Source organism: Bradyrhizobium archetypum (assembly GCF_013114835.1).
Taxonomy (GTDB): domain Bacteria; phylum Pseudomonadota; class Alphaproteobacteria; order Rhizobiales; family Xanthobacteraceae; genus Bradyrhizobium; species Bradyrhizobium archetypum.
On record NZ_JAAVLW010000007.1, the window covers coordinates 151634 to 169331 of the forward strand.

16 protein-coding genes and 2 pseudogenes are annotated in these 17698 nt (G+C 62.0%); 11 read left to right on the top strand and 7 right to left on the bottom strand.

Translation table 11 applies throughout. The features are described 5' to 3' along the window. Positions 1-12: 12 nt before the first annotated feature. Positions 13-156: pseudogene (locus HCN50_RS34820) on the top strand (EamA/RhaT family transporter); the annotation flags it as partial. Between the two features lie 131 nt (positions 157-287). After that, complete coding sequence (locus HCN50_RS23570) at positions 288-2024, top strand: methyl-accepting chemotaxis protein (protein ID WP_171712290.1); 1737 nt, start codon at positions 288-290, stop codon at positions 2022-2024. Positions 2025-2154: 130 nt separating this feature from the next. Here the strand turns inward: HCN50_RS23570 and HCN50_RS23575 are convergent, their stop codons facing one another. Next, entirely contained in the window at positions 2155-2814 is a 660-nt protein-coding gene (locus HCN50_RS23575) for a peroxiredoxin (RefSeq protein ID WP_171712291.1), read from the bottom strand. A 506-nt stretch (positions 2815-3320) separates the two neighbouring features. On the opposite strand from HCN50_RS23575, the gene HCN50_RS23580 reads away from it, so the two are divergent. Next, entirely contained in the window at positions 3321-3878 is a 558-nt protein-coding gene (locus HCN50_RS23580) for a hypothetical protein (protein ID WP_171712292.1), read from the top strand. Between the two features lie 92 nt (positions 3879-3970). Here the strand turns inward: HCN50_RS23580 and HCN50_RS23585 are convergent, their stop codons facing one another. Further along, positions 3971-5821 (bottom strand): alkaline phosphatase family protein, encoded by a 1851-nt coding sequence (locus tag HCN50_RS23585; protein ID WP_171712293.1) that lies wholly within the window; start codon positions 5819-5821, stop codon positions 3971-3973. A gap of 185 nt (positions 5822-6006) precedes the next feature. On the opposite strand from HCN50_RS23585, the gene HCN50_RS23590 reads away from it, so the two are divergent. After that, positions 6007-6285 carry a hypothetical protein gene (locus HCN50_RS23590; protein ID WP_171712294.1) on the top strand — a complete coding sequence of 93 codons (279 nt, stop codon included), beginning with the start codon at positions 6007-6009 and terminating at the stop codon, positions 6283-6285. A gap of 74 nt (positions 6286-6359) precedes the next feature. On the opposite strand, the gene HCN50_RS23595 is transcribed toward HCN50_RS23590, so the two are convergent. Together HCN50_RS23595 and HCN50_RS23600 are read right to left on the bottom strand one after the other, a co-directional pair. Then, complete coding sequence (locus HCN50_RS23595) at positions 6360-6713, bottom strand: hypothetical protein (protein ID WP_171712295.1); 354 nt, start codon at positions 6711-6713, stop codon at positions 6360-6362. 138 nt (positions 6714-6851) lie between these two features. Beyond that, positions 6852-7766: a DUF6328 family protein gene (locus tag HCN50_RS23600; protein ID WP_171712296.1), complete on the bottom strand. Its 915-nt coding sequence runs from the start codon at positions 7764-7766 to the stop codon at positions 6852-6854. Positions 7767-8046: 280 nt separating this feature from the next. Between HCN50_RS23600 and HCN50_RS23605 the strand changes: the two genes are divergently transcribed. Next, positions 8047-8499: a PPC domain-containing DNA-binding protein gene (locus tag HCN50_RS23605; RefSeq protein ID WP_171712297.1), complete on the top strand. Its 453-nt coding sequence runs from the start codon at positions 8047-8049 to the stop codon at positions 8497-8499. A 63-nt stretch (positions 8500-8562) separates the two neighbouring features. Then, the gene (locus tag HCN50_RS23610) at positions 8563-9057 is read left to right on the top strand and encodes a YciE/YciF ferroxidase family protein (protein ID WP_171712597.1); all 495 of its coding nucleotides are present in this window, start codon (positions 8563-8565) and stop codon (positions 9055-9057) included. 59 nt (positions 9058-9116) lie between these two features. On the opposite strand, the gene HCN50_RS23615 is transcribed toward HCN50_RS23610, so the two are convergent. Beyond that, positions 9117-9704 carry a phosphatase PAP2 family protein gene (locus HCN50_RS23615; RefSeq protein WP_171712298.1) on the bottom strand — a complete coding sequence of 196 codons (588 nt, stop codon included), beginning with the start codon at positions 9702-9704 and terminating at the stop codon, positions 9117-9119. A gap of 325 nt (positions 9705-10029) precedes the next feature. Between HCN50_RS23615 and HCN50_RS23620 the strand changes: the two genes are divergently transcribed. From HCN50_RS23620 to HCN50_RS23630, 3 genes and pseudogenes are all read left to right on the top strand, one after another. Next, positions 10030-10557: a hypothetical protein gene (locus tag HCN50_RS23620; protein WP_171712299.1), complete on the top strand. Its 528-nt coding sequence runs from the start codon at positions 10030-10032 to the stop codon at positions 10555-10557. Between the two features lie 165 nt (positions 10558-10722). Then, complete coding sequence (locus HCN50_RS23625) at positions 10723-11331, top strand: PDC sensor domain-containing protein (protein ID WP_171712300.1); 609 nt, start codon at positions 10723-10725, stop codon at positions 11329-11331. Then, a pseudogene (locus tag HCN50_RS23630) lies at positions 11231-11736 on the top strand (EAL domain-containing protein); the annotation flags it as partial. The gene HCN50_RS23625 and the pseudogene HCN50_RS23630, both read left to right, overlap by 101 nt. Positions 11737-11787: 51 nt before the next feature. On the opposite strand, the gene HCN50_RS23635 reads toward HCN50_RS23630, so the two are convergent. Continuing rightward, positions 11788-14247, bottom strand: a complete 2460-nt coding sequence (locus tag HCN50_RS23635) for a hybrid sensor histidine kinase/response regulator (protein ID WP_376700314.1) — start codon at positions 14245-14247, stop codon at positions 11788-11790. A 56-nt stretch (positions 14248-14303) separates the two neighbouring features. Then, positions 14304-15065 carry a thermonuclease family protein gene (locus HCN50_RS23640; RefSeq protein ID WP_171712598.1) on the bottom strand — a complete coding sequence of 254 codons (762 nt, stop codon included), beginning with the start codon at positions 15063-15065 and terminating at the stop codon, positions 14304-14306. Positions 15066-15272: 207 nt separating this feature from the next. Between HCN50_RS23640 and HCN50_RS23645 the strand changes: the two genes are divergently transcribed. Further along, positions 15273-15482, top strand: a complete 210-nt coding sequence (locus HCN50_RS23645; RefSeq protein WP_171712302.1) for a hypothetical protein — start codon at positions 15273-15275, stop codon at positions 15480-15482. Between the two features lie 137 nt (positions 15483-15619). Continuing rightward, on the top strand, positions 15620-17635 hold the full coding sequence (locus HCN50_RS23650) for an acetyl-CoA carboxylase biotin carboxylase subunit (RefSeq protein ID WP_171712303.1): 2016 nt from the start codon (positions 15620-15622) through the stop codon (positions 17633-17635). The last annotated feature ends 63 nt before the right edge of the window (positions 17636-17698 follow it).

Consider the following 17698-nt stretch of genomic DNA (forward strand, 5'->3'; position numbering starts at 1 on the left):
TCACGCCGCGACGTGGCCAGCCTGTTCTATCTGGTCCCCGCTATGACGGCCTGATGCCGTATGTGCTTGTTCGGTGAGCGGCTTGACGCGGTCTTGATCGCCGGCATCGCCGCGTGCGTCACGGCGGTATTCCTGGTCAACCGCCGCTCAGTTTGAAGTAGAGCACTCAGTGTCCATGCACGCATAAATTTCGTGAAGCTTGTCAGTAGTTTCCCCAGGTTGTGCCCATTAAGGCGATCGTAAGCAAAAGGGGGCAGATTGGGCTCGATTTTGGGGGATTTCTCGTCATGACCACGCGATCGGTTGGAAAGTTCCTGCCAGCGCTCAAGCTGCGGCTCGGCACCAAGGCCGTCATCTCCGCCATCTTTCTGATTGCGGTAAATACCGCGCTGGTCGTGGGCGCGGCTCATTGGTCGCTGACGTCAGAGTTCGGCGACCGGGCGCTCCGGGACATCGAGGTCAACCTCCGGACGCTGGGGCTGGCGTTTGCCGAAACCTACAGCGACGCCAAAATCACCATCCGGGACGGGGCCGTCGCCCGCGCCGAAATTGCCAAAATGCCTGAGTTCAAGGACCACGCGATCGTCGATCGCGCGGTGGGCTATGCCGGCGGCAACGCGACCCTGTTCGTCTATGACGAGGCGAGCAACCAGTTCGTCCGCCGCACCACCAATGTGAAGAAGGAAAACGGCGACCGCGCCGTCGGCACCCAGCTCGCTCCCGACCATCCAGGGCAGGCGGTGGTGCGCCGCGGTGAGGCCTATCGGGGACCGGCGACGCTGTTCGGTAAGACCTTCATGACGGCCTACTATCCGATCGTGAATCCGGCCGGAAAGGTGATCGGGCTCCTCTATGTCGGCATTCCCATGGCTCACTACGAGAGCATGCTGTCGCATGCCATCCAGAACATGGCGATCGCCGCCGGCTTCGCCGCGCTGGTGGTGATGCTCCTGACCATGCTGATCGTGCGCCGGGTGACCAAGCCGCTAACGTCGGTCACGGCCTCGCTCACCGCAATCGCCAACGGCAACGCCGACGTCGAGATCGATTGCGACGATCGGATGGACGAAATCGGCGAGATTGCGCGCTCCCTCGCGGTCTTCAAGAACAACTCGCTCGAGCGCCGGCGTCTGCGCGACGAACAGACGGCGGCTGCCGCCGCCGCCGCAGAGCAGCGCAAAGCCGAACTGCGCGGCTTCGTCGACGAGTTTCAGACCAGCGTCGGCGGCATCCTCGACAAGGTGCTGACCTCCTCCAGCGAATTCGAGCGCGTCGCGCGCCAGCTCACCGACACCGCGCGGACCACCGCAAACCTGTCAGGCAAGTCAGCCAGCGCCTCCGAGACCGCCTCCGAACATGTCCGCACGGCGGCGACCGCCTCCGACGAGCTCTCCAGCTCGATCGCCGAAATCACCCGCCGCGTGCAGGAATCGAACGGGATCGCGGCCGATGCCGTCAAGCAGGCCGCCGCCACCGATCAGCGCATCAACGAATTGTCGGAAGCCGGCGCCCGGATCGGCGACGTGGTGAAGCTGATCACCTCTATTGCCGAGCAGACCAACCTCCTGGCGCTCAACGCCACCATCGAGGCGGCGCGGGCAGGCGACGCCGGCCGCGGCTTTGCCGTGGTCGCGCAGGAAGTCAAGAGCCTCGCCGGCCAAACTGCGAAGGCGACCGAGGAGATCTCCAGCCAGATCGGTAGCATGCAGCTTGCGACCGAAGAGTCGGTCAGCGCGATCAAGGCGATCGGCCAGACCATCGAGCGTATCAGCGATATCGCCACCTCGATCTCGGCGGCAGTCGAGCAGCAGCGCGGCGCGACGCAGAACATCGCCCAGAGCGTGCGCGCCGCGGCCAGTGGCACTGCCGACGTCGCCGCCAACATCCGCAACGCCGCGCAGGGCGCCGACGAAACCGGCGAGACATCCAGCCGGATGTTTGCCTCCGCACAGAATCTTTCGAGCGAGAGCCTGCACCTGAAGGCCGAAGTCGAGAAATTCCTCGACCGCGTCCGCGCCGCGTGAGCACGGCCTTGTAGCTCTACGGCTTGGTCATTCCAGCATCGTCATTCCGGGGTGGTGCGTTAGCACCAGACCCGGAATATCGAGATCCCGGATAGGTCCTTCGGACCATTCCGGGATGACCGCTGCGCGGTCACTTCGGCTGGGGCACGATGCGGATGTAGGGCTTCGGCGCCTTCCAGCCGGCCGGATAGATCGTCTTCGCTTCGTCGTCGCTGACGGAGCCGGCGATGATAACGTCTTCGCCCTGCTTCCAGTCGGCCGGCGTCGCGACGCGATGCTTGGCGGTCATCTGCAGGGAATCGATCGCGCGCAGGATTTCCGCGAAATTGCGGCCGGTGGTCATCGGATAGACCAGCACCAGCTTGATCTTCTTGTCGGGACCGATGACGAACACGTTGCGGACGGTCTGGTTGTCGGCGGGCGTGCGCGTCAGCGGATCCCCGGATGTCGAGGCCGGCAGCATGTCATAGAGCTTGGAGACGTTGTAATCGGTATCGCCGATCATCGGATAGTTCGGCGCCGCACCCTGCGTCTCCTTGATGTCCTCCGACCACTTCGCGTGCCGGTCGACGGGATCGACGCTCAAGCCCATCAGCTTGACGCCGCGTTTGTCGAATTCCGGCTTCAATTTCGCGAGAGCGCCGAGTTCGGTGGTGCAAACCGGCGTGAAATCCTTCGGATGCGAGAACAAAAGTGCCCAGCCATTGCCGATCCAATCGTGGAATTTGATTTTCCCTTCGGTGGTCTCAGCTTCGAAATCGGGGGCGGTTGCGCCAATCTGGAGTGCCATGGTTTCACCTCATGTTATTCAAGTTACAGGGAAATTTGTTTTTAGGATTATAGGAGTCTGAAGCGGCTAAGTGAACCGGTTAGCGCAAAAGGTGAGATCCTTTTCCGCGAGCCCGGAACTCCTAGCATCTTCTTTTGGTCGGCGCCTCTGCGACGAAAAGAACCATTAGCGCCCTAATTCGGCGGAGGAAGCCAGTTCTTGCAACCATCCCCGCTTGTTTGATCGCGATCTTTTCATCGCCATTCCACTTTTCTGCCGCCGCTGCCCCGATATCGCCGTCTATCGCCCGCATCACGCCGGGCCGCTTTGCACCCGGCAGTGCATTGATCTGAACCGTGACGGAGGTCACAGCGACCAATTGGCAACCATGTAAAAATCTCGGAATGCGGGTTTCGAATCGTTAACCGCTCGTTCATTCCCCGTATGGAAATGCTGGACTGGAATTGAAATTGAGAAGTGCAACTATGTCTGCCCCAAGTACCGTCCCAAGTACCATCCCAAGTACCATGGGCGCTGAGACATCCGGCGCCCTTCAACCATCCTGCCGCAAGACCGCCGCCCATGCACTCACGATCGTGCGCGATGGCGTGATCACCGGCGAGGGCCCCACGACCAAGGGCCGTATCCATTTCTCCCGTGCGCTCGATGCCGACGACGCCGCCTGGTGCGCGCGCATCCTGACCGTGAGCGCGGTCGAGCATCAGCCGGTGAGCCGCGCCGAACTCGAGGCGCTGTTTGAGATCAGCGACGCCGCGGCGGAGCGTACCGATGATGGACGTTTCGACGATCTGTTGGCCAAGGCGGTTGCACATCATGCCGCCTCCGAGTCCGGCCTGCCGGTGCCGCCGCGCACGGTTGCGCTGTCGCCCGATACCGACATCGAGAGCTGGGCGCCGACGAAAGCCGCCAACATCGACACCAAGGTGCTGGAATGGATTGCCAGCCAGATGCGCGGCAAGCGCCACAGCAACCATCGCCTTGCGGCGTTGGTCGCCACGCTGGTCGGCGCCGCGGCACTGCCGCTCGCGCAGTTGCCGGGCATGCTCGATATGGGAATGCTGTAAGTTCATTCGCCGAGGATCGGTTTCGAAACGGCGGGGTCATTCCCGCCGTTTTCGTTTTCGGTTACGCCAATCGTGCGCCGATCCGAGTTCGTCTACTTCCCCGCGGTCTTCTGCTTGCCGCCTTCCGCTTCCAGCCCCAGCGTGCGGCCCGGAAAACCCGCCGCATCGAAATAGCGCTGCGAGCCGACGCGCTGGAAATTCAGCACGGTGCGCAGGCCGCTTGCGGACGGCTTTGACGCAATGGTGCCGCTATGGGCTTTCGGGGTTGCGCCGTTGGGCAGTGCTTCGGTCATGACACGGCCGATCAGCTTGCCCTTGGCTTTTTGCGTGAGGCCCAAGAGTTTGGCCGCGGTGGCGCCGACGTCGGCGTTGCTGACGGGGAGGGGATCGACATAGCCTGATTTGAAGTCGGGCCCGATCGCCGCCATGAAGTTTAGGGTATCGCCGCGGCTGAAGCTGCCATGCATGCCCTGGCCCTGGCGCAGCACGGTGTCGGCAATCTGCACCGAGCAGTTGGTCGGCTCGTCGCATCCGGACGACCAGGAGCGGAAGTTGACCACGATCGACGGATGCGGCACGACCGCTTTGCCCTTGAGGCCGAGCTGCGACATCGGCAGCGTGCCGGGGAAATTCCCAAGTTCGTCGTCGACAAAGAGGCCGCTAATGTAATCCTGCTCCAGCAGCGCCTTGATGACGCGTTCCGCGAGCTTGCGATCCTTGGCCGGGATATAGATCAAGTCCGATCCGCCATTGGTTGCGACCACGACATCCGGCTTTGCGGGATCGTTCCCGATCAAGCCGTTACCCGCTTTGGGATGCGCGTTGTCGGCGACGCGCGCATTCTTGTCGTTGGGATCGAACAGCGGCAGGCTCAACGCTTTCGCCAGATCGATCGCAACGAAGCCCATCGGGAGGAAATCCTTCGGTGTATCCTCGTAGGAGATCTTCGCCGCGGGGCTGGTTTTGCTTTCCTTCGAAATCGTCGAGAAGCCGTGATCGGAGGAGACGATGATATTGGTCGACGCGGCGAGGCCGAGCTCGTCCAGCGCCTTGCGAAGCTGGGCGAGGTTGTTGTCGGCGTTCCTGATGCCCGCCATCGACGTCGGTCCGTTGATGCCGGGCGTGATGGTGTTGAGGCTGTCGCCGGTGTTGTGCTGGCTGCCGTCGGGATCGCGCGACCAGAACACCAGCACGAACGGCTCATTGCGCGCCTTGAACATCGGCAGCACGACCTTGGCTGCGACATCGGCCATGTAGGCTTGCTGCGCGACATTGGCGGTCGTCGTGCCCGGCGTCTTGGCGTCGCCGGCCTTGGCATTCTCGCCGCGCGATGGAGTCTCCAGCGGCAGGCCCGCCTTGGCCAGCGCTTCCTTCATTTCATCCGACAGCGGGACGCCGTTCTTGCCGCCGGTGGCGTCATCGATGATGATCGAATGCAACCCCGCCGTGCCGACCTTGTCGGTGTGGTCGAAGATGAAGGTCGGGCCGTGCTTGCCGATGGCCGCGGTGCTGTAGCCTTTCTCGCGCGCCATCTTCAGAAGCGTCTCTTCGTTCAAATAGTCGCCGCCGAAATGCTCGTCGACCTCGAGCAGGACGGGATTGACTTCGAGGAACGGGGTGACGGTGTTGTTGGCGTGGGCGACGGGGCGACCGGTGTAGATCGTGTTGCTGAAGGTGCCGGTGTCGCCGAGATAGTGGCCGCTCGCCATCGCCGAGCCGTTGGCCATCGTAAAGGTCGGAAACAGCGAATGCGAGTTCTGGAAATTGACGCCCTTGTCGCGCAGCTCAGCCATCGCGGGCGCGGTCTGCGGCGTCACGATGCGCCCGCGCAAGCCGTCCGGCACGAACAGGATCAGGTTACGTGGCGTCGAATTTTGCGCCGCCACTGAACTGGCAATCAGCCCCATCAGGCCAGCGGACAGCAACACCATTGTGCGGCGCATCGGCTTCTCCCCAATTCAAAGATTTGAAGTCGCGGCCGGAGTGGGGCTGGCCGCGGCCCTCGTTTAATTTTTCTCTGCAACAGAATTGTTACATTGACTGGAACCGGGCTCAAGGGCCGGAACAAGCGATGGAACAGGCGGAAACATTGCGGGCCTGACGCCGTTTTCACTGGCAGGAGGCTGCCATGAGCAAATTTCACGAGAAAGCCGAGGCTCAGACAAAACAGATCATCGGGCAAATGCTCGGCGATGAGCTGTTGGTGCGGGAAGGCAAGGATCAGCAGCGCAAGGCGACCGAGCCTGACGAGCCTGAGTCACCGCCTGCCGGGAGCAAGGACCAAGGCATTGTGCGCGACGAGCGCGGGCAGGAACAGCCCCGCGACAAGGAGCGCGCCCAGCGGGTGAGCCGGGTCGACCGGGGCGGCGATCCGCCCGGGAAGAAGGCTCCCGGGAAGCAGGCCTAGGTCGGTGTGCTCCCGAGGGACGAAAAGAGGCGGCCCGCGGGCCGCCTCCATTTCGGAATCCGTTCGTTGCTGTTTTACTGACAGATGTGGCGGCGGCCGTCGTCGCCCCAGAATGTCGTTCCGGGCTGACAGACGAAACTACTATTATAGCCACCATAGTATCGCCGGCCATAGTAGCCGTCGTTATAAGCGTAAACGTTGTTTCTGAACGGCGCGGTCGCAATCGCGCCCGCCGTCCCGATCGCGCCGCCCACCACGCCCGCGGCTACTTCACCCGGCCAGAAGGCGCTGTGATTGTGATACATCCGCTGCTGCGTTTGCGGCGGCTGACGGATCGAATCCGATCGTCCGTGACTATCCTGCGCCAGCGCAGGCGCCGCGATCGCGGTGGAAAGAACTGCGGCTGTTGTCAGGAGCTTCAGCTTCATCAATCTTCTCCGTTATTGTGACGTCGGGCCAACGACCGCCGTCAGCGGCCGTTCCGATATCGTGATCGCTCCATTTCAAACGGATGTGAGGTTTCAGTTCCCCGGATATGTTCCGCAAATCTGCTCTCTGGCAATGTTTCAAGCAGCCACTTCGTGGCTTGCATATCGGGCGCGGTGCCAGATCGGATAAGCGAGCCAGAAGCCGAGTAATGCAATCATCGCGCAGGCGCCGGCGGCCAACGCAATCGGAGTATTCTGGGTCGTCTTGAAGAAGACGACGGCGACATCGGAGGATATTCCGATGGCCAGCGGTATGGATCCCGCGATCACCAGGCGAGAGCCGATCTTGAAGAAATCCGGGTCGTCTTCGCCCTGATAAGCGAGACGGTGTAGCGCAGCGGGCGTCATGAGCAGAACAACGGCGAACGCCACCGCACATAGTCCGGCGCAGTGGATATATTTGAACAGCGCGGGCAGCTCATTGAATGCCTTGGTCAGCGTTGCGACCAGTTGAAATCCGAGGAGCGCCTGGCCGCCGGGAATGATGACCCGCGCTTCCGTCAGCATCTGTTCGATCTTTGACTTCAAGGAAGTCTTCTTGGGCTTTTCGTCCATCTGCTTTTTCCTATCCTGTCTCAACGCGAAACCGAGGCCGTACAGGAAGGCCAAGCCGATCGCGGTGAATGAGGATCCGACGACGATACCGAAGGTCCGGCCAAAGAGGTGTTCGAAAATCACGTACGCTGAGATTCCCAGGCCGACCGTAAGCGGCAGCAGGCTGGCGCCTGCTAGCATCGTCGCCGTGGTGATCGCTCCAGGTCGGCTTTCTCCCCGGAAGATGATCTGATGAAATACCGAGGGCGCAATCAGCAGGCTGACACTGATCAGCATCAGCACAAGTCCCGCATTGTGGATCATGCGGCTTTCCTCGGAGATGTCAGGAAATCGCTCCTGGAACACCGCTTCGAATTGGAATCCGAAAAGCACCTGAGCGCCAAGGATCAGGAGCCTCGATTCATCCAGGGCAGTCTTCAACCGGCTTTCAATATCCATTTACGGCCTCCACGCACCAACAATCCCGTCATTCCTCGGTTCCCAGACGGTGCCGAACCGGACCATTCGAGGAACCATGCCGACCGATACCGGTTGACCGGAACGGCTCAATCTCAGGAAGCATCCTTATGGAATTAAACGGCAGGAGACTCGCGGCTCTGCTACGCATGGTCTCGAACATTCGGAACCAGGAGTGGCGCGCGAGCTGGCCACGAAGGCGGGCGCAATCGTCGAGATCGTCTCGCAGGCCTCAGGCGCCTGGTTGCATGCGAGGTCAGCCATGAAAAGCAAACGCGTCGGGCCCGACGAGCAGGCGCAGGTCCATGTCGTCATCTTGGATGCGGGCGAGGAGGCGTTTGCCGCGCTCACCCGCTTCGCCAATGAATCAGGGATTTCCGCGGCCTCGCTGACGGCGATCGGCGCCTTCGAACGGGCCACTGTCGGCTGGTTCGACATCGCCTCGAAGAACTATCGGAAGATCGAGGTCAACGAACAATGCGAGGTTTTGAGCGCGATCGGGGACGTCGCCGTTGGCGATGACGGCAAGCCAAGCCTCCATGTCCACATCGTGCTGGGGCTCGCCGACGGCTCGACCCGTGGCGGGCACCTCCTAGCGGGTACGGTGAGACCGACGCTCGAAGTGGTGTTGACCGAAGTCCCGGCAATGCTTCGACGAAAGAAGCGGTCGGAGCTCGGGCTTGCGCTGATCGATCTTGCGGCCGGCAGCGGGTAAGTCGCGCGGCTTAGGAACAATCGCATTCAATCCTCTGTTGTTTGTCCGCCAACAATGGAGGACATCATGGCTGAGAAGGACCTCAATGATTTGTTTCTCGATGCGCTCAAGGACATTTACTACGCCGAAAAGCAAATCCTGAAGGCGCTGCCGAAAATGGCGAGGGCCGCCAATTCTGACAAGCTGCGCGCCGCGTTCGAAAAGCATCAAGATGAGACCGAGGGCCAGGTCGAGCGTCTGGAAAAGATCTTCGAACTGCTCGGCAAGGCCGCGCGCGGCAAGAAATGCGATGCCATCGAAGGCATTATCGATGAAGGCAAGGAAATCATGGAAGAATATGCCGACACGCCTGCACTCGACGCCGGCCTCTTGGCCGCGGCCCAGGCCGTCGAGCATTACGAGATTTCACGCTACGGCACCCTGAAGGCTTGGGCGGCCAAGCTCAACAATCCGCAAGCTCTGAAGCTGCTCGATCAGACGCTGGTGGAAGAGAAGAAGACCGACGAGACGTTGACCAAAATCGCGGAAACGGCAGTCAATTACGAGGCCGCGGCATAGCGCTGAAGGCTGGCCGACCGGCGGCGCAGGTTTCTCTTCCGGGCGCCGCCGGCCTTTGGCTAGCTGGGCATCCGCACGCGCCGGGCATTCCGGCGGGATAATCCAAAACCCGTCCAGCGCCTGAGCAGCCGTTCGACTGCTACGCCTATCGCAAGACCTGCGACCACGTCGCTGGCCCAGTGCGCCAATAGAACGATCCGCGTCAGGGCCAAGCCGGCGCCGATCGACCAGGCCAGGTTGCGTTTCGCGGGCGACAGCACCATAGCCGCCGACGCCAGCGCCCCGACATGCATGGCATGGCCGGATGGAAACGCGTCTAGAGGCTTTCCTGAAAACGGAACGCCATGCAAGTGCCCGCGAACCACCATGCGGTCGGGACGCTTCTGGTCGAAGATGGACTTCAGTAGATGCGGCAGAAGGGTAACAGCGACCGTCGTGAGCAGGATATGGTTGCTGTCGGTGCGATGCTGCGCGTCTCGATGCCTGCAGTAGAGCCACCAGCCGGCGGCCAGCGCGCAAAGAAGATGTTCGTCTGCTCCCCAACTAAGGACCTGGGACGCCGTCTCGACCTTGGGATTCGTGTGCCGAGAAATCGCGTCTGCGATCTCGATGTCGGTTTGGGTGGGTCGGACACGAAACAGCGCCATTGTAAGCCCGTATCTCCTCGGAAAAAGAGCCCCACCAACCCCGTCCATGGGATTTTCAGCGGGGCTCAAGTCTCGACGTTGCGGGGGGAGGAAACGCCGGTACGGGAAAACCCGAGGTGCGTCTGATCGTTCCTGCGACGCCCCGGTTCCGGCGATTTCAGTGGCCGCACCGCGGCCGGTACCGGAGAGAAGTGCCGTAGCAGAACGCTCGCTAAGGTAGTCATCTTACCACAAATATTTGTGCGATTAGCCCCGGCGTAAGCAAACGTTTAGCGGCTGCCCGTAAAATATCCGCATCAACGATTGCATTAACCCCTGGTTAGTCATGCGCCTTCTGCCGATGAAAGAGCCGGACAGGTCCTGGCGATCGATCAAGGGCCAGTGGAAGAAAGACGCCGAAAGCGTCAGCGAGGACTTTTCGACCTTTTCGACCGGAAGTTTCTCCGCCTATGACGCCCTGACCAAGGACGGTGACAACCCCAACCTTTACTGCCTTTCCGACGGTGAACGGGTTCATGCGGCCTGCCAGGTGAGCCGCCTGATGATGAGCAAGTTTCCGAACCCCATCCTGCGCGCGCGCTTCATCGTCGTGTCTCCGATCTACGAGCTGGGAATCGCTGAAGCCGGCCAATACGCCCAGATGATGGTGGCGCTGTTCTCCGGCATCGTATGGCTGTCGCGGGACACGATGACCGCCAGCCACATCCGCTTCTTTCTGAAGAGCCCGGGAGATGCGCAGTATTTCGCGGCGTTGCGGGCGTCGACGCCCGGCTCGCTGTTCTCGGAGTTCACGATCGACGGGGCACTGATCGAGTGCAGCCTCAAGGAAGCGGAGATGGCGGAAAGCGCCTGATTCCGTGCTCGCCTTAACCTTGCGATAACTGATTTTGCTAACGCCCTTTTGGGTGGTGTTCCCTACAACAAGCTGCTGTGGGGGCGGCGAAAATGCTGAACAATTCATCGCAAGACATGATCGCGGGGGAGCCGGCCGCTGTTTGAGGCCGGCGCGCCGTGGCGAATGAGGCTGAGCGCGATCCAGTGGCTGATCCTGAGCGCCGCGGGCATCGTGCTCGCCATCATGCTCGGCACCGGCTATTTTGCCATGCAATACCGCGAGCGGGCGCTTGAAGTGGCCGAGCGCGAACTCAACAATAGCGCGCTGTTGCTGTCGCGGCATTTCGACCAGCAACTGAGCGATCTCCAGCACGTGCACGAGGACGTCATCGGCGGCATGTATGCCGACGGAATAGATACGTCGGCTGAGTTCGAACAGAGAATGTCGAGCTTAAGCGCGCACGAGATGCTGCGCGCAAAACTTCTAACGCTGCCGCATGTCGGTGCGCTGAACCTGTGGAATGCCAAGGGATGGCTGATCAATTCCTCTGAGATGTGGCCGGTGCCCGACGTGAGCATCGCGGATCGCCAGTACTTTAAGGAGTTCACGTCGGGACGGCCGACGTCCGACGTGATCGTCGAACCGGTCGTCAGCAAGGTGACGAAGAACTGGACCACCGCGCGCAAGATCGTCGGCCGCAACGGCGGCCCATATCCGCATCGCCGTCAACGTCTCGCCGGTGCAGTTTCGCTCGGAAACATTGTCGCTGAAAGTCGCCGCGGCGCTCACTGAGAGCGGGCTCGACCCCCGCCGGTTGGAGCTGGAGATCACCGAAGCCGTCCTGATCGCGGACGACGACGCCGCGCTGGCGACGCTGACCAGCTCCGCGCGCTCGGTATTCACATCGCGCTCGACGATTTCGGGACCGGCTATTCGTCGCTGCAATATTTGCAGCGCTTTCCGTTCGACAAGATCAAGATTGATCGTTCTTTCGTCAAGGAAGTGACGTGCAATTCCTCATCGGCCTCGATCATCCGCGCGGTGGTCAGCATCGCCGCCGACCGCAACATGATCACCACGGCGGAAGGCGTCGAGATGCTGCAGCAGCGTGAGACCGTACAGAATCTCGGGTGCACGCAGATGCAGGGCTATCTGTTCAGCGCGGCGCGTCCGGCGCAAGAAATTCGCGCGCTGTGGCGTCGGGGGAGGCCGGTGTCGAGGCGGCGGCGTGACAGGTTCCTCTTTAGATCATGCCTGCGGACGTGCCTCGGAAATAGCCTTCCTGAGAATCCGCGACAGCAATTCCACCGAATAGGGTTTCTGGATCAGCTCGAAGCCGCGGTGGGCGCTCTCTGCGAGCACGTTGCTGTAGCCGCTGGTCAAAACCACGGGCAGTCCGGGATAGCGCTCGCGGATCAGGCCGGCGAGCTCGACGCCGTTCATCCCGGGCATGATGACGTCGGAAAACACCAGATCGGCGGAGAACTCGTCCTCGGCCAGGATCGCGAGCGCGGCATCCGCGCTGGCGACGCGGCGCACCGTGTAGCCGAGATCTTCCAACAGTTCAGTGGAGAACTGCCCGACATCGTCATTGTCCTCGACCACGAGCACGCGGTAGCCGCGGCCGCGCGCGGCGGGTTCGCTGCCGGTCGCGGCAGCCTCGACGGCGTCGGCCGGCATCGGGGCCTGCGGCAAGTAGATCGTAAACGTCGCGCCCTGGCCGGGCTCGCTTGCGACCGCAATGTCGCCGTCGGACTGCTTGGCAAAGCCAAACGCTTGGCTGAGCCCGAGGCCGGTGCCCTTGCCGACTTCCTTGGTGGTGAAGAACGGCTCAAAGATCGTCTCGAGCAGGGCAGGCGGAATGCCGATGCCGGTATCGGTGACGGTGACGGCGACGAAGTCGCCGCTGCGGGCGGGCTGCGCGCGCAGCGGCGGAATGGCCTCCACTTTGCAGACCTGGATGGTCAACCGTCCCTCGCTGTCCATGGCATCGCGGCTATTGACGGCGAGATTCATCAGCGCGGTCTCGAACTGCGCGACGTCGGCAATGGCGAAGCAGTTGAGATCGGCAATGTCGACATCGATCCTGATCCGGGCGCCGACGAGGGGACGGATCAACTGCACGACGGATTCGACCTGGGTGCCGACATTGAAGACCTGCGGCTTCAGCGGCTGCCTGCGCGCGAATGCCAGTAGCTGTCCGGTCAGCTTGGAGGCGCGCTCCACGGTCTCGCCGATCGCGTCGATGTAGCGCCGGCGCCGCTCTTCCGGCAACTCGCGGCGGCGCAGGAAATCGGTCGCGGAGCGGATGATGGTCAAGAGATTGTTGAAATCGTGCGCCACGCCGCCGGTCAATTGTCCGACCGCTTCCATCTTCTGCGACTGGCGCAGCGCTTCTTCACCCTGGCGGCGCTCGGTGACGTCGATGGCCTCCGGCACTGCACCGATGACCGTGCCGTGGCGGTCGTGCAGCGGGCGCATCGCGAAGTCGAAATAGCGGTCGCCGATCGGCAGATGCAGCAGCATCTCGGTCTTGACCTCGTCGCCTCGCATCACGTCGATGAAGGCGTTGTGGACGGTGTCGCGCATGCCTGGTGTCGCTGTGAACCAGGGCGTTTCCCAGAACGGTCGGCCGGCCACCGCGCTGGCATCAGTGCGGATGCCGGCCAGCGCTGTCCTGTTGGCATAGAGCACGTCGCCGTGCTGATTGAGCAGCGCCTGGTATTGATGGCTGGTCTCGAATATCGCCCGCATCTGGGCTTCGCTGGATTCGAGTTGCGCCGTTCGCTCGGTGATCTTCAATTCGAGGATCTCGTTCAGCCGGCGCAAATCGTGCTCGGCCTGCTTGGCTGCCGTGATGTCGTGGGCGACGCCGATGAAGCCGATGTGATTGCCGGTCGGATCCCAGCGCGGCTGGGATTCCGAGCGCAGCCACCGCCATTCACCGTCGGCGCGCTGATAACGGGCCTCGAGCACGAACGGCTTCAGCGAGGCCTCGCCTGCGATCGATTCCTGCACGACGCGCGACATGTCGTCCGGGTGTAGCCGCTTGCGCCAGTCGAACACGATGGCTTGGTCGAATGGCAGCCCGAGGAAATCGAGATAGGCTTGGTTGGCGAAGGAACGCGTGCGGTCGAGCTTGGTAACCCAGATCGGCACCGGCGCGCTGTCGGCGATCAGGCGGAAGCGCTCCTCGCTTTCACGTAAAGTCGCCTGCGCCAGCATTTGCGGGGTGACGTCGAGATCGGCGCCGACCAGTCGCAGCGCGCGGCCGTCGGCTTCGCGCTCGATCTTGGCGACGACGCGGATCCAACGGATCGCGCCGTCATTCGGCCGTATGATGCGATATTCCGCCGAGTAATCCTCGCTTTGGCTCTTCAATATGCCGAACAGGTGTTGGACCGTCCGCTCGCGATCCTCGGGATGGATTCGGCTGACCCATTCCTCGTAGGTCTCGTTGGCCGCTTCGGGCGGCAAACCGTGAACCAGAAGATATTCGGGGGATCGGCGGTTCTTGACGCCGTCACGGAAATCGATTTCGAGACCGCCGACGCCGGCGATGCGCTGAATCCGCGCCAGCTCGGCTTCGCGCTCCTGCAAGGCACGATGGGCTCTGTCGCGCTCGCTCGCGATTTCCTGCAGGTGTTGCCGCAGGCGTTCGGCGGCGGCAGTTTCGGGAAGGACGTTCGTCGTGTCGGAAGGGGTCATGCGTGCCGGCAACCTCTGCTGGCACTTTCACACAAGAAGCGGCCGACTTTCCAGCTTCATTTGCTCTTGGTGGCTGACCGGCAGTTATAGGCCCTGCGGAACCCGGCGGCTTGCGCATCTTCCTCGGAACAGAACCAGCGGTCCGGCTTCAATCCCGGGTAGGAACGGCATGCCTGCAGATGGTAGATGCCGACGTTCCCGGTGACGCGTGCTCGAACGGCGCGCTTTCCTTTGATATTGCAGCCCGCTGGCATCACGAGTTCCTCCGGGAACAGGGCCTCGCGGATTTCGCGGTCGCGATCGGCGCGGCACGCGGCGCCGAGCAGGGCAGGGCCGTCCTTCAGTCCGGAGCGGAAGTGTTGCGGCTCGACAATGCACCCTTTCCACAGTCCCTGACGCTCTTCCATGGCGCGGCCTTGTTCCCGCTGGTACTTGCTTGACGCAGCGTCAACAGCGACGGCGAATCCCTTGCGGATCATCAATTCGCTCAGGCTGGTCGTGTCGCCCTCGATTTTGCATGCGCCGATGTGTCGTTTCTTGTTCATCGGATCGATGCCCAGGTCATCGCAGCGAACCTGTTTGCCGTCGATCAGCCCGGTCAGTTGGGCGCGCGCCTCAATCCCGCATGTCCACACGTCGGCATGCTCGTCGATGCAAAGTTGATCGACCGGTGGGGCATCGATCTCGAGAAGGCGATAGATGACATTGCCCAGTTGAAGCGTGTTGCCATCCCGGACGATGGCGGTAGCTGCCGAACTCGGGCTGGCTGGAAGGAGGATCGACAGCAACGCCGCAACCAGAAGGATTCGTAACCGCATCTGTTTCATTTCAATCAATTCCGCACACCGCTGCGCCTTCTAGCATAAGGCGGCGTGATTGAACCAAGACGCTGGCGCTAATTGTTGGTGGCCAGGGCTGGGGAAAAAGATCAATGCGTTAAGCTACCACCTCGAATGGCGGGCCATTGACTTCGTGCTAGAACGAAATAAGAACATATGCAGCGTCGCTCAACACGGAATGCTGCCATGTCGTCCTCTTCACAGCCGAAGTCCGAAGCGGGCGACGAGCTGGAAACCGCTGTAGATCAGGCTATTTCCGCTTGCGGCGGCGACATGAGGGCGACAATCCGGGCGCTGATCGTGGCCAACGAATATCTGGAATCCGAGGTCGCCGAGCTGATGAAGGCGGTATCCCACGCTTATGCGCGGGGGCGATTCAACTCCTATTCCGGGTGACGAGCGATAGGCCGCCGTGGCGAGGCCGATACGAGACCGTTGCCTCCATCGATTTTTGCTGTACGACGGGTGGGTTACCCCGCGTCCCGTATTCCATTGCGGGGGAGGATCCTGCCTAGAGCTCAAGCAAGAAGAACATGTTCAAGAGAATTCTGATCGCAAATCGCGGCGAGATCGCCTGCCGGGTCATCAAGACTGCGCGGCGGATGGGGATCGAGACGGTCGCGGTGTATTCCGAGGCTGACCGCGATGCGCTTCACGTCGAGATGGCCGATGAGGCTGTGCTGATCGGCCCGCCGGCGGCGGCCGAGAGTTATCTTTTGATCGATCGGATCATCGATGCCTGCCGCAAGACCGGTGCGGAGGCGGTGCATCCCGGTTACGGTTTTCTGTCCGAGCGCGAGGCGTTTCCTCGCGAGCTCGCCAAGGCGGGCATCGTCTTCATCGGTCCCAACGCGAGCGCGATCGCCGCGATGGGCGACAAGATCGAATCCAAGAAGGCGGCGGCCAAGGCCAAGGTTTCGACCGTGCCCGGGCATCTCGGCGTCATCGAGGACGGAAAGCATGCGGTGAAGATCGCCGACGAGATCGGCTATCCCGTGATGATCAAGGCGTCCGCCGGCGGCGGCGGCAAGGGCATGCGGATCGCGTATTCGCAGAAAGAAGTCGCCGAAGGCTTCAATCTCGCCAAGGCCGAAGCAAGATCCTCGTTCGGCGATGATCGCGTCTTCATCGAGAAATTCATCGTTGATCCCCGCCACATCGAAATCCAGGTGCTCGGCGACAAGCATGGCAACGTGATCCATCTTGGCGAGCGCGAATGCTCGATCCAGCGCCGCAACCAGAAAGTCATCGAGGAGGCGCCGTCGCCGCTGCTTGATGAGACCACCCGCCGCAAGATGGGCGAACAGGCCGTCGCGCTGGCAAAAGCCGTCCACTACGATTCTGCCGGCACCGTCGAATTCGTCGCCGGCCAGGACAAGAGCTTCTACTTCCTGGAGATGAACACCCGCCTGCAGGTCGAGCATCCCGTCACCGAACTGATCACCGGCATCGATCTCGTCGAGCAGATGATCCGGGTTGCCGCGGGCGAAAAGCTTTCGATCGCGCAGAAGGACGTCACGCTGACCGGATGGGCGGTGGAATCCCGTGTCTATGCCGAGGATCCATTCCGCAACTTCCTGCCATCGATCGGCCGGCTGGTGAAATACCGCCCGCCGGCGGAAGCGAGCCAGGACGGCGTCACCATCCGTAACGACACCGGCGTGCAGGAAGGCGGCGAAATCTCGATCCATTACGATCCGATGATCGCGAAGCTCGTCACGCACGCGCCGTCGCGGGCGGCGGCAATCGAGGCGCAGTCGACCGCGCTGGATGCGTTTTATGTTGATGGCATCCGCCATAACATTCCGTTCCTGTCGGCTCTGATGAACCATCCGCGCTGGCGCGAGGGCAAGCTTTCCACCGGCTTCATTGCGGAGGAGTTCCCGAAGGGTTTTGCCGCGCGTCCACCCGAAGGCGAGGTGGCGCGGCGGCTGGCAGCGGTCGGAGCTGCGATCGATCATGTGCTCGGCGAGCGCAAGCGGCAAATTTCAGGACAGATGACCGGCCGGCTGGTGCAACGCGAACGCCGCCGTGCGGTGTGGCTTGACCGCGAGGAGATCGGCCTCGACGTGGCGCGCGAGGCCGATGGCATCGCCGTGCGTTTCATTGGCGCCGACGGTTTGCCTGGCAATCCGCACAATCTGGTTTCGACCTGGACGCCGGGCGAGCCGGTCTGGCAGGGCACGATCGACGGCCACTTCGTGGCAATGCAGGTGCGCGCTATTCCGAACGGCTTCCGCCTGGCGCATCAGGGCTTTGAAGTTGCGGTCAACGTCTTCACCGAAAGCGAGGCGGCCGCAGCCCGGCTGATGCCGGTGAATTCGGCCGCCGACTCCGGCAAGAAGCTGTTGTGCCCGATGCCTGGACTCGTCGTCTCGATTGCCGTGAGCGAAGGGCAGGAGGTCAAGTCCGGCGAGACGTTGGCCGTGGTCGAGGCGATGAAGATGCAGAACGTGCTGCGCGCCGAACGCGATGGCACGGTGAAGAAGATTCATGCGGCTGCCGGCGCGACGCTGGCGGTGGACGCGTTGATTCTGGAGTTTGCGTAGATCCAACCCCGTCATTGCGAGCGCAGCGAAGCAATCCATGGCGCGGCGAAGGAAGTATGGATT

Coding starts and splice junctions, on each gene's coding strand:
- HCN50_RS23635 (WP_376700314.1), bottom strand. CDS start 14,247: ATGACCCCTTCCGACACGACGAACGTCCTTCCCGAAACTGCCGCCGCC.
- HCN50_RS23585 (WP_171712293.1), bottom strand. CDS start 5,821: ATGCGCCGCACAATGGTGTTGCTGTCCGCTGGCCTGATGGGGCTGATT.
- HCN50_RS23600 (WP_171712296.1), bottom strand. CDS start 7,766: ATGGATATTGAAAGCCGGTTGAAGACTGCCCTGGATGAATCGAGGCTC.
- HCN50_RS23580 (WP_171712292.1), top strand. CDS start 3,321: ATGGGCGCTGAGACATCCGGCGCCCTTCAACCATCCTGCCGCAAGACC.
- HCN50_RS23625 (WP_171712300.1), top strand. CDS start 10,723: ATGAGGCTGAGCGCGATCCAGTGGCTGATCCTGAGCGCCGCGGGCATC.
- HCN50_RS23570 (WP_171712290.1), top strand. CDS start 288: ATGACCACGCGATCGGTTGGAAAGTTCCTGCCAGCGCTCAAGCTGCGG.
- HCN50_RS23650 (WP_171712303.1), top strand. CDS start 15,620: ATGTTCAAGAGAATTCTGATCGCAAATCGCGGCGAGATCGCCTGCCGG.
- HCN50_RS23620 (WP_171712299.1), top strand. CDS start 10,030: ATGCGCCTTCTGCCGATGAAAGAGCCGGACAGGTCCTGGCGATCGATC.
- HCN50_RS23590 (WP_171712294.1), top strand. CDS start 6,007: ATGAGCAAATTTCACGAGAAAGCCGAGGCTCAGACAAAACAGATCATC.
- HCN50_RS23595 (WP_171712295.1), bottom strand. CDS start 6,713: ATGAAGCTGAAGCTCCTGACAACAGCCGCAGTTCTTTCCACCGCGATC.
- HCN50_RS23640 (WP_171712598.1), bottom strand. CDS start 15,065: ATGCGGTTACGAATCCTTCTGGTTGCGGCGTTGCTGTCGATCCTCCTT.
- HCN50_RS23615 (WP_171712298.1), bottom strand. CDS start 9,704: ATGGCGCTGTTTCGTGTCCGACCCACCCAAACCGACATCGAGATCGCA.
- HCN50_RS23575 (WP_171712291.1), bottom strand. CDS start 2,814: ATGGCACTCCAGATTGGCGCAACCGCCCCCGATTTCGAAGCTGAGACC.
- HCN50_RS23605 (WP_171712297.1), top strand. CDS start 8,047: ATGAAAAGCAAACGCGTCGGGCCCGACGAGCAGGCGCAGGTCCATGTC.
- HCN50_RS23645 (WP_171712302.1), top strand. CDS start 15,273: ATGTCGTCCTCTTCACAGCCGAAGTCCGAAGCGGGCGACGAGCTGGAA.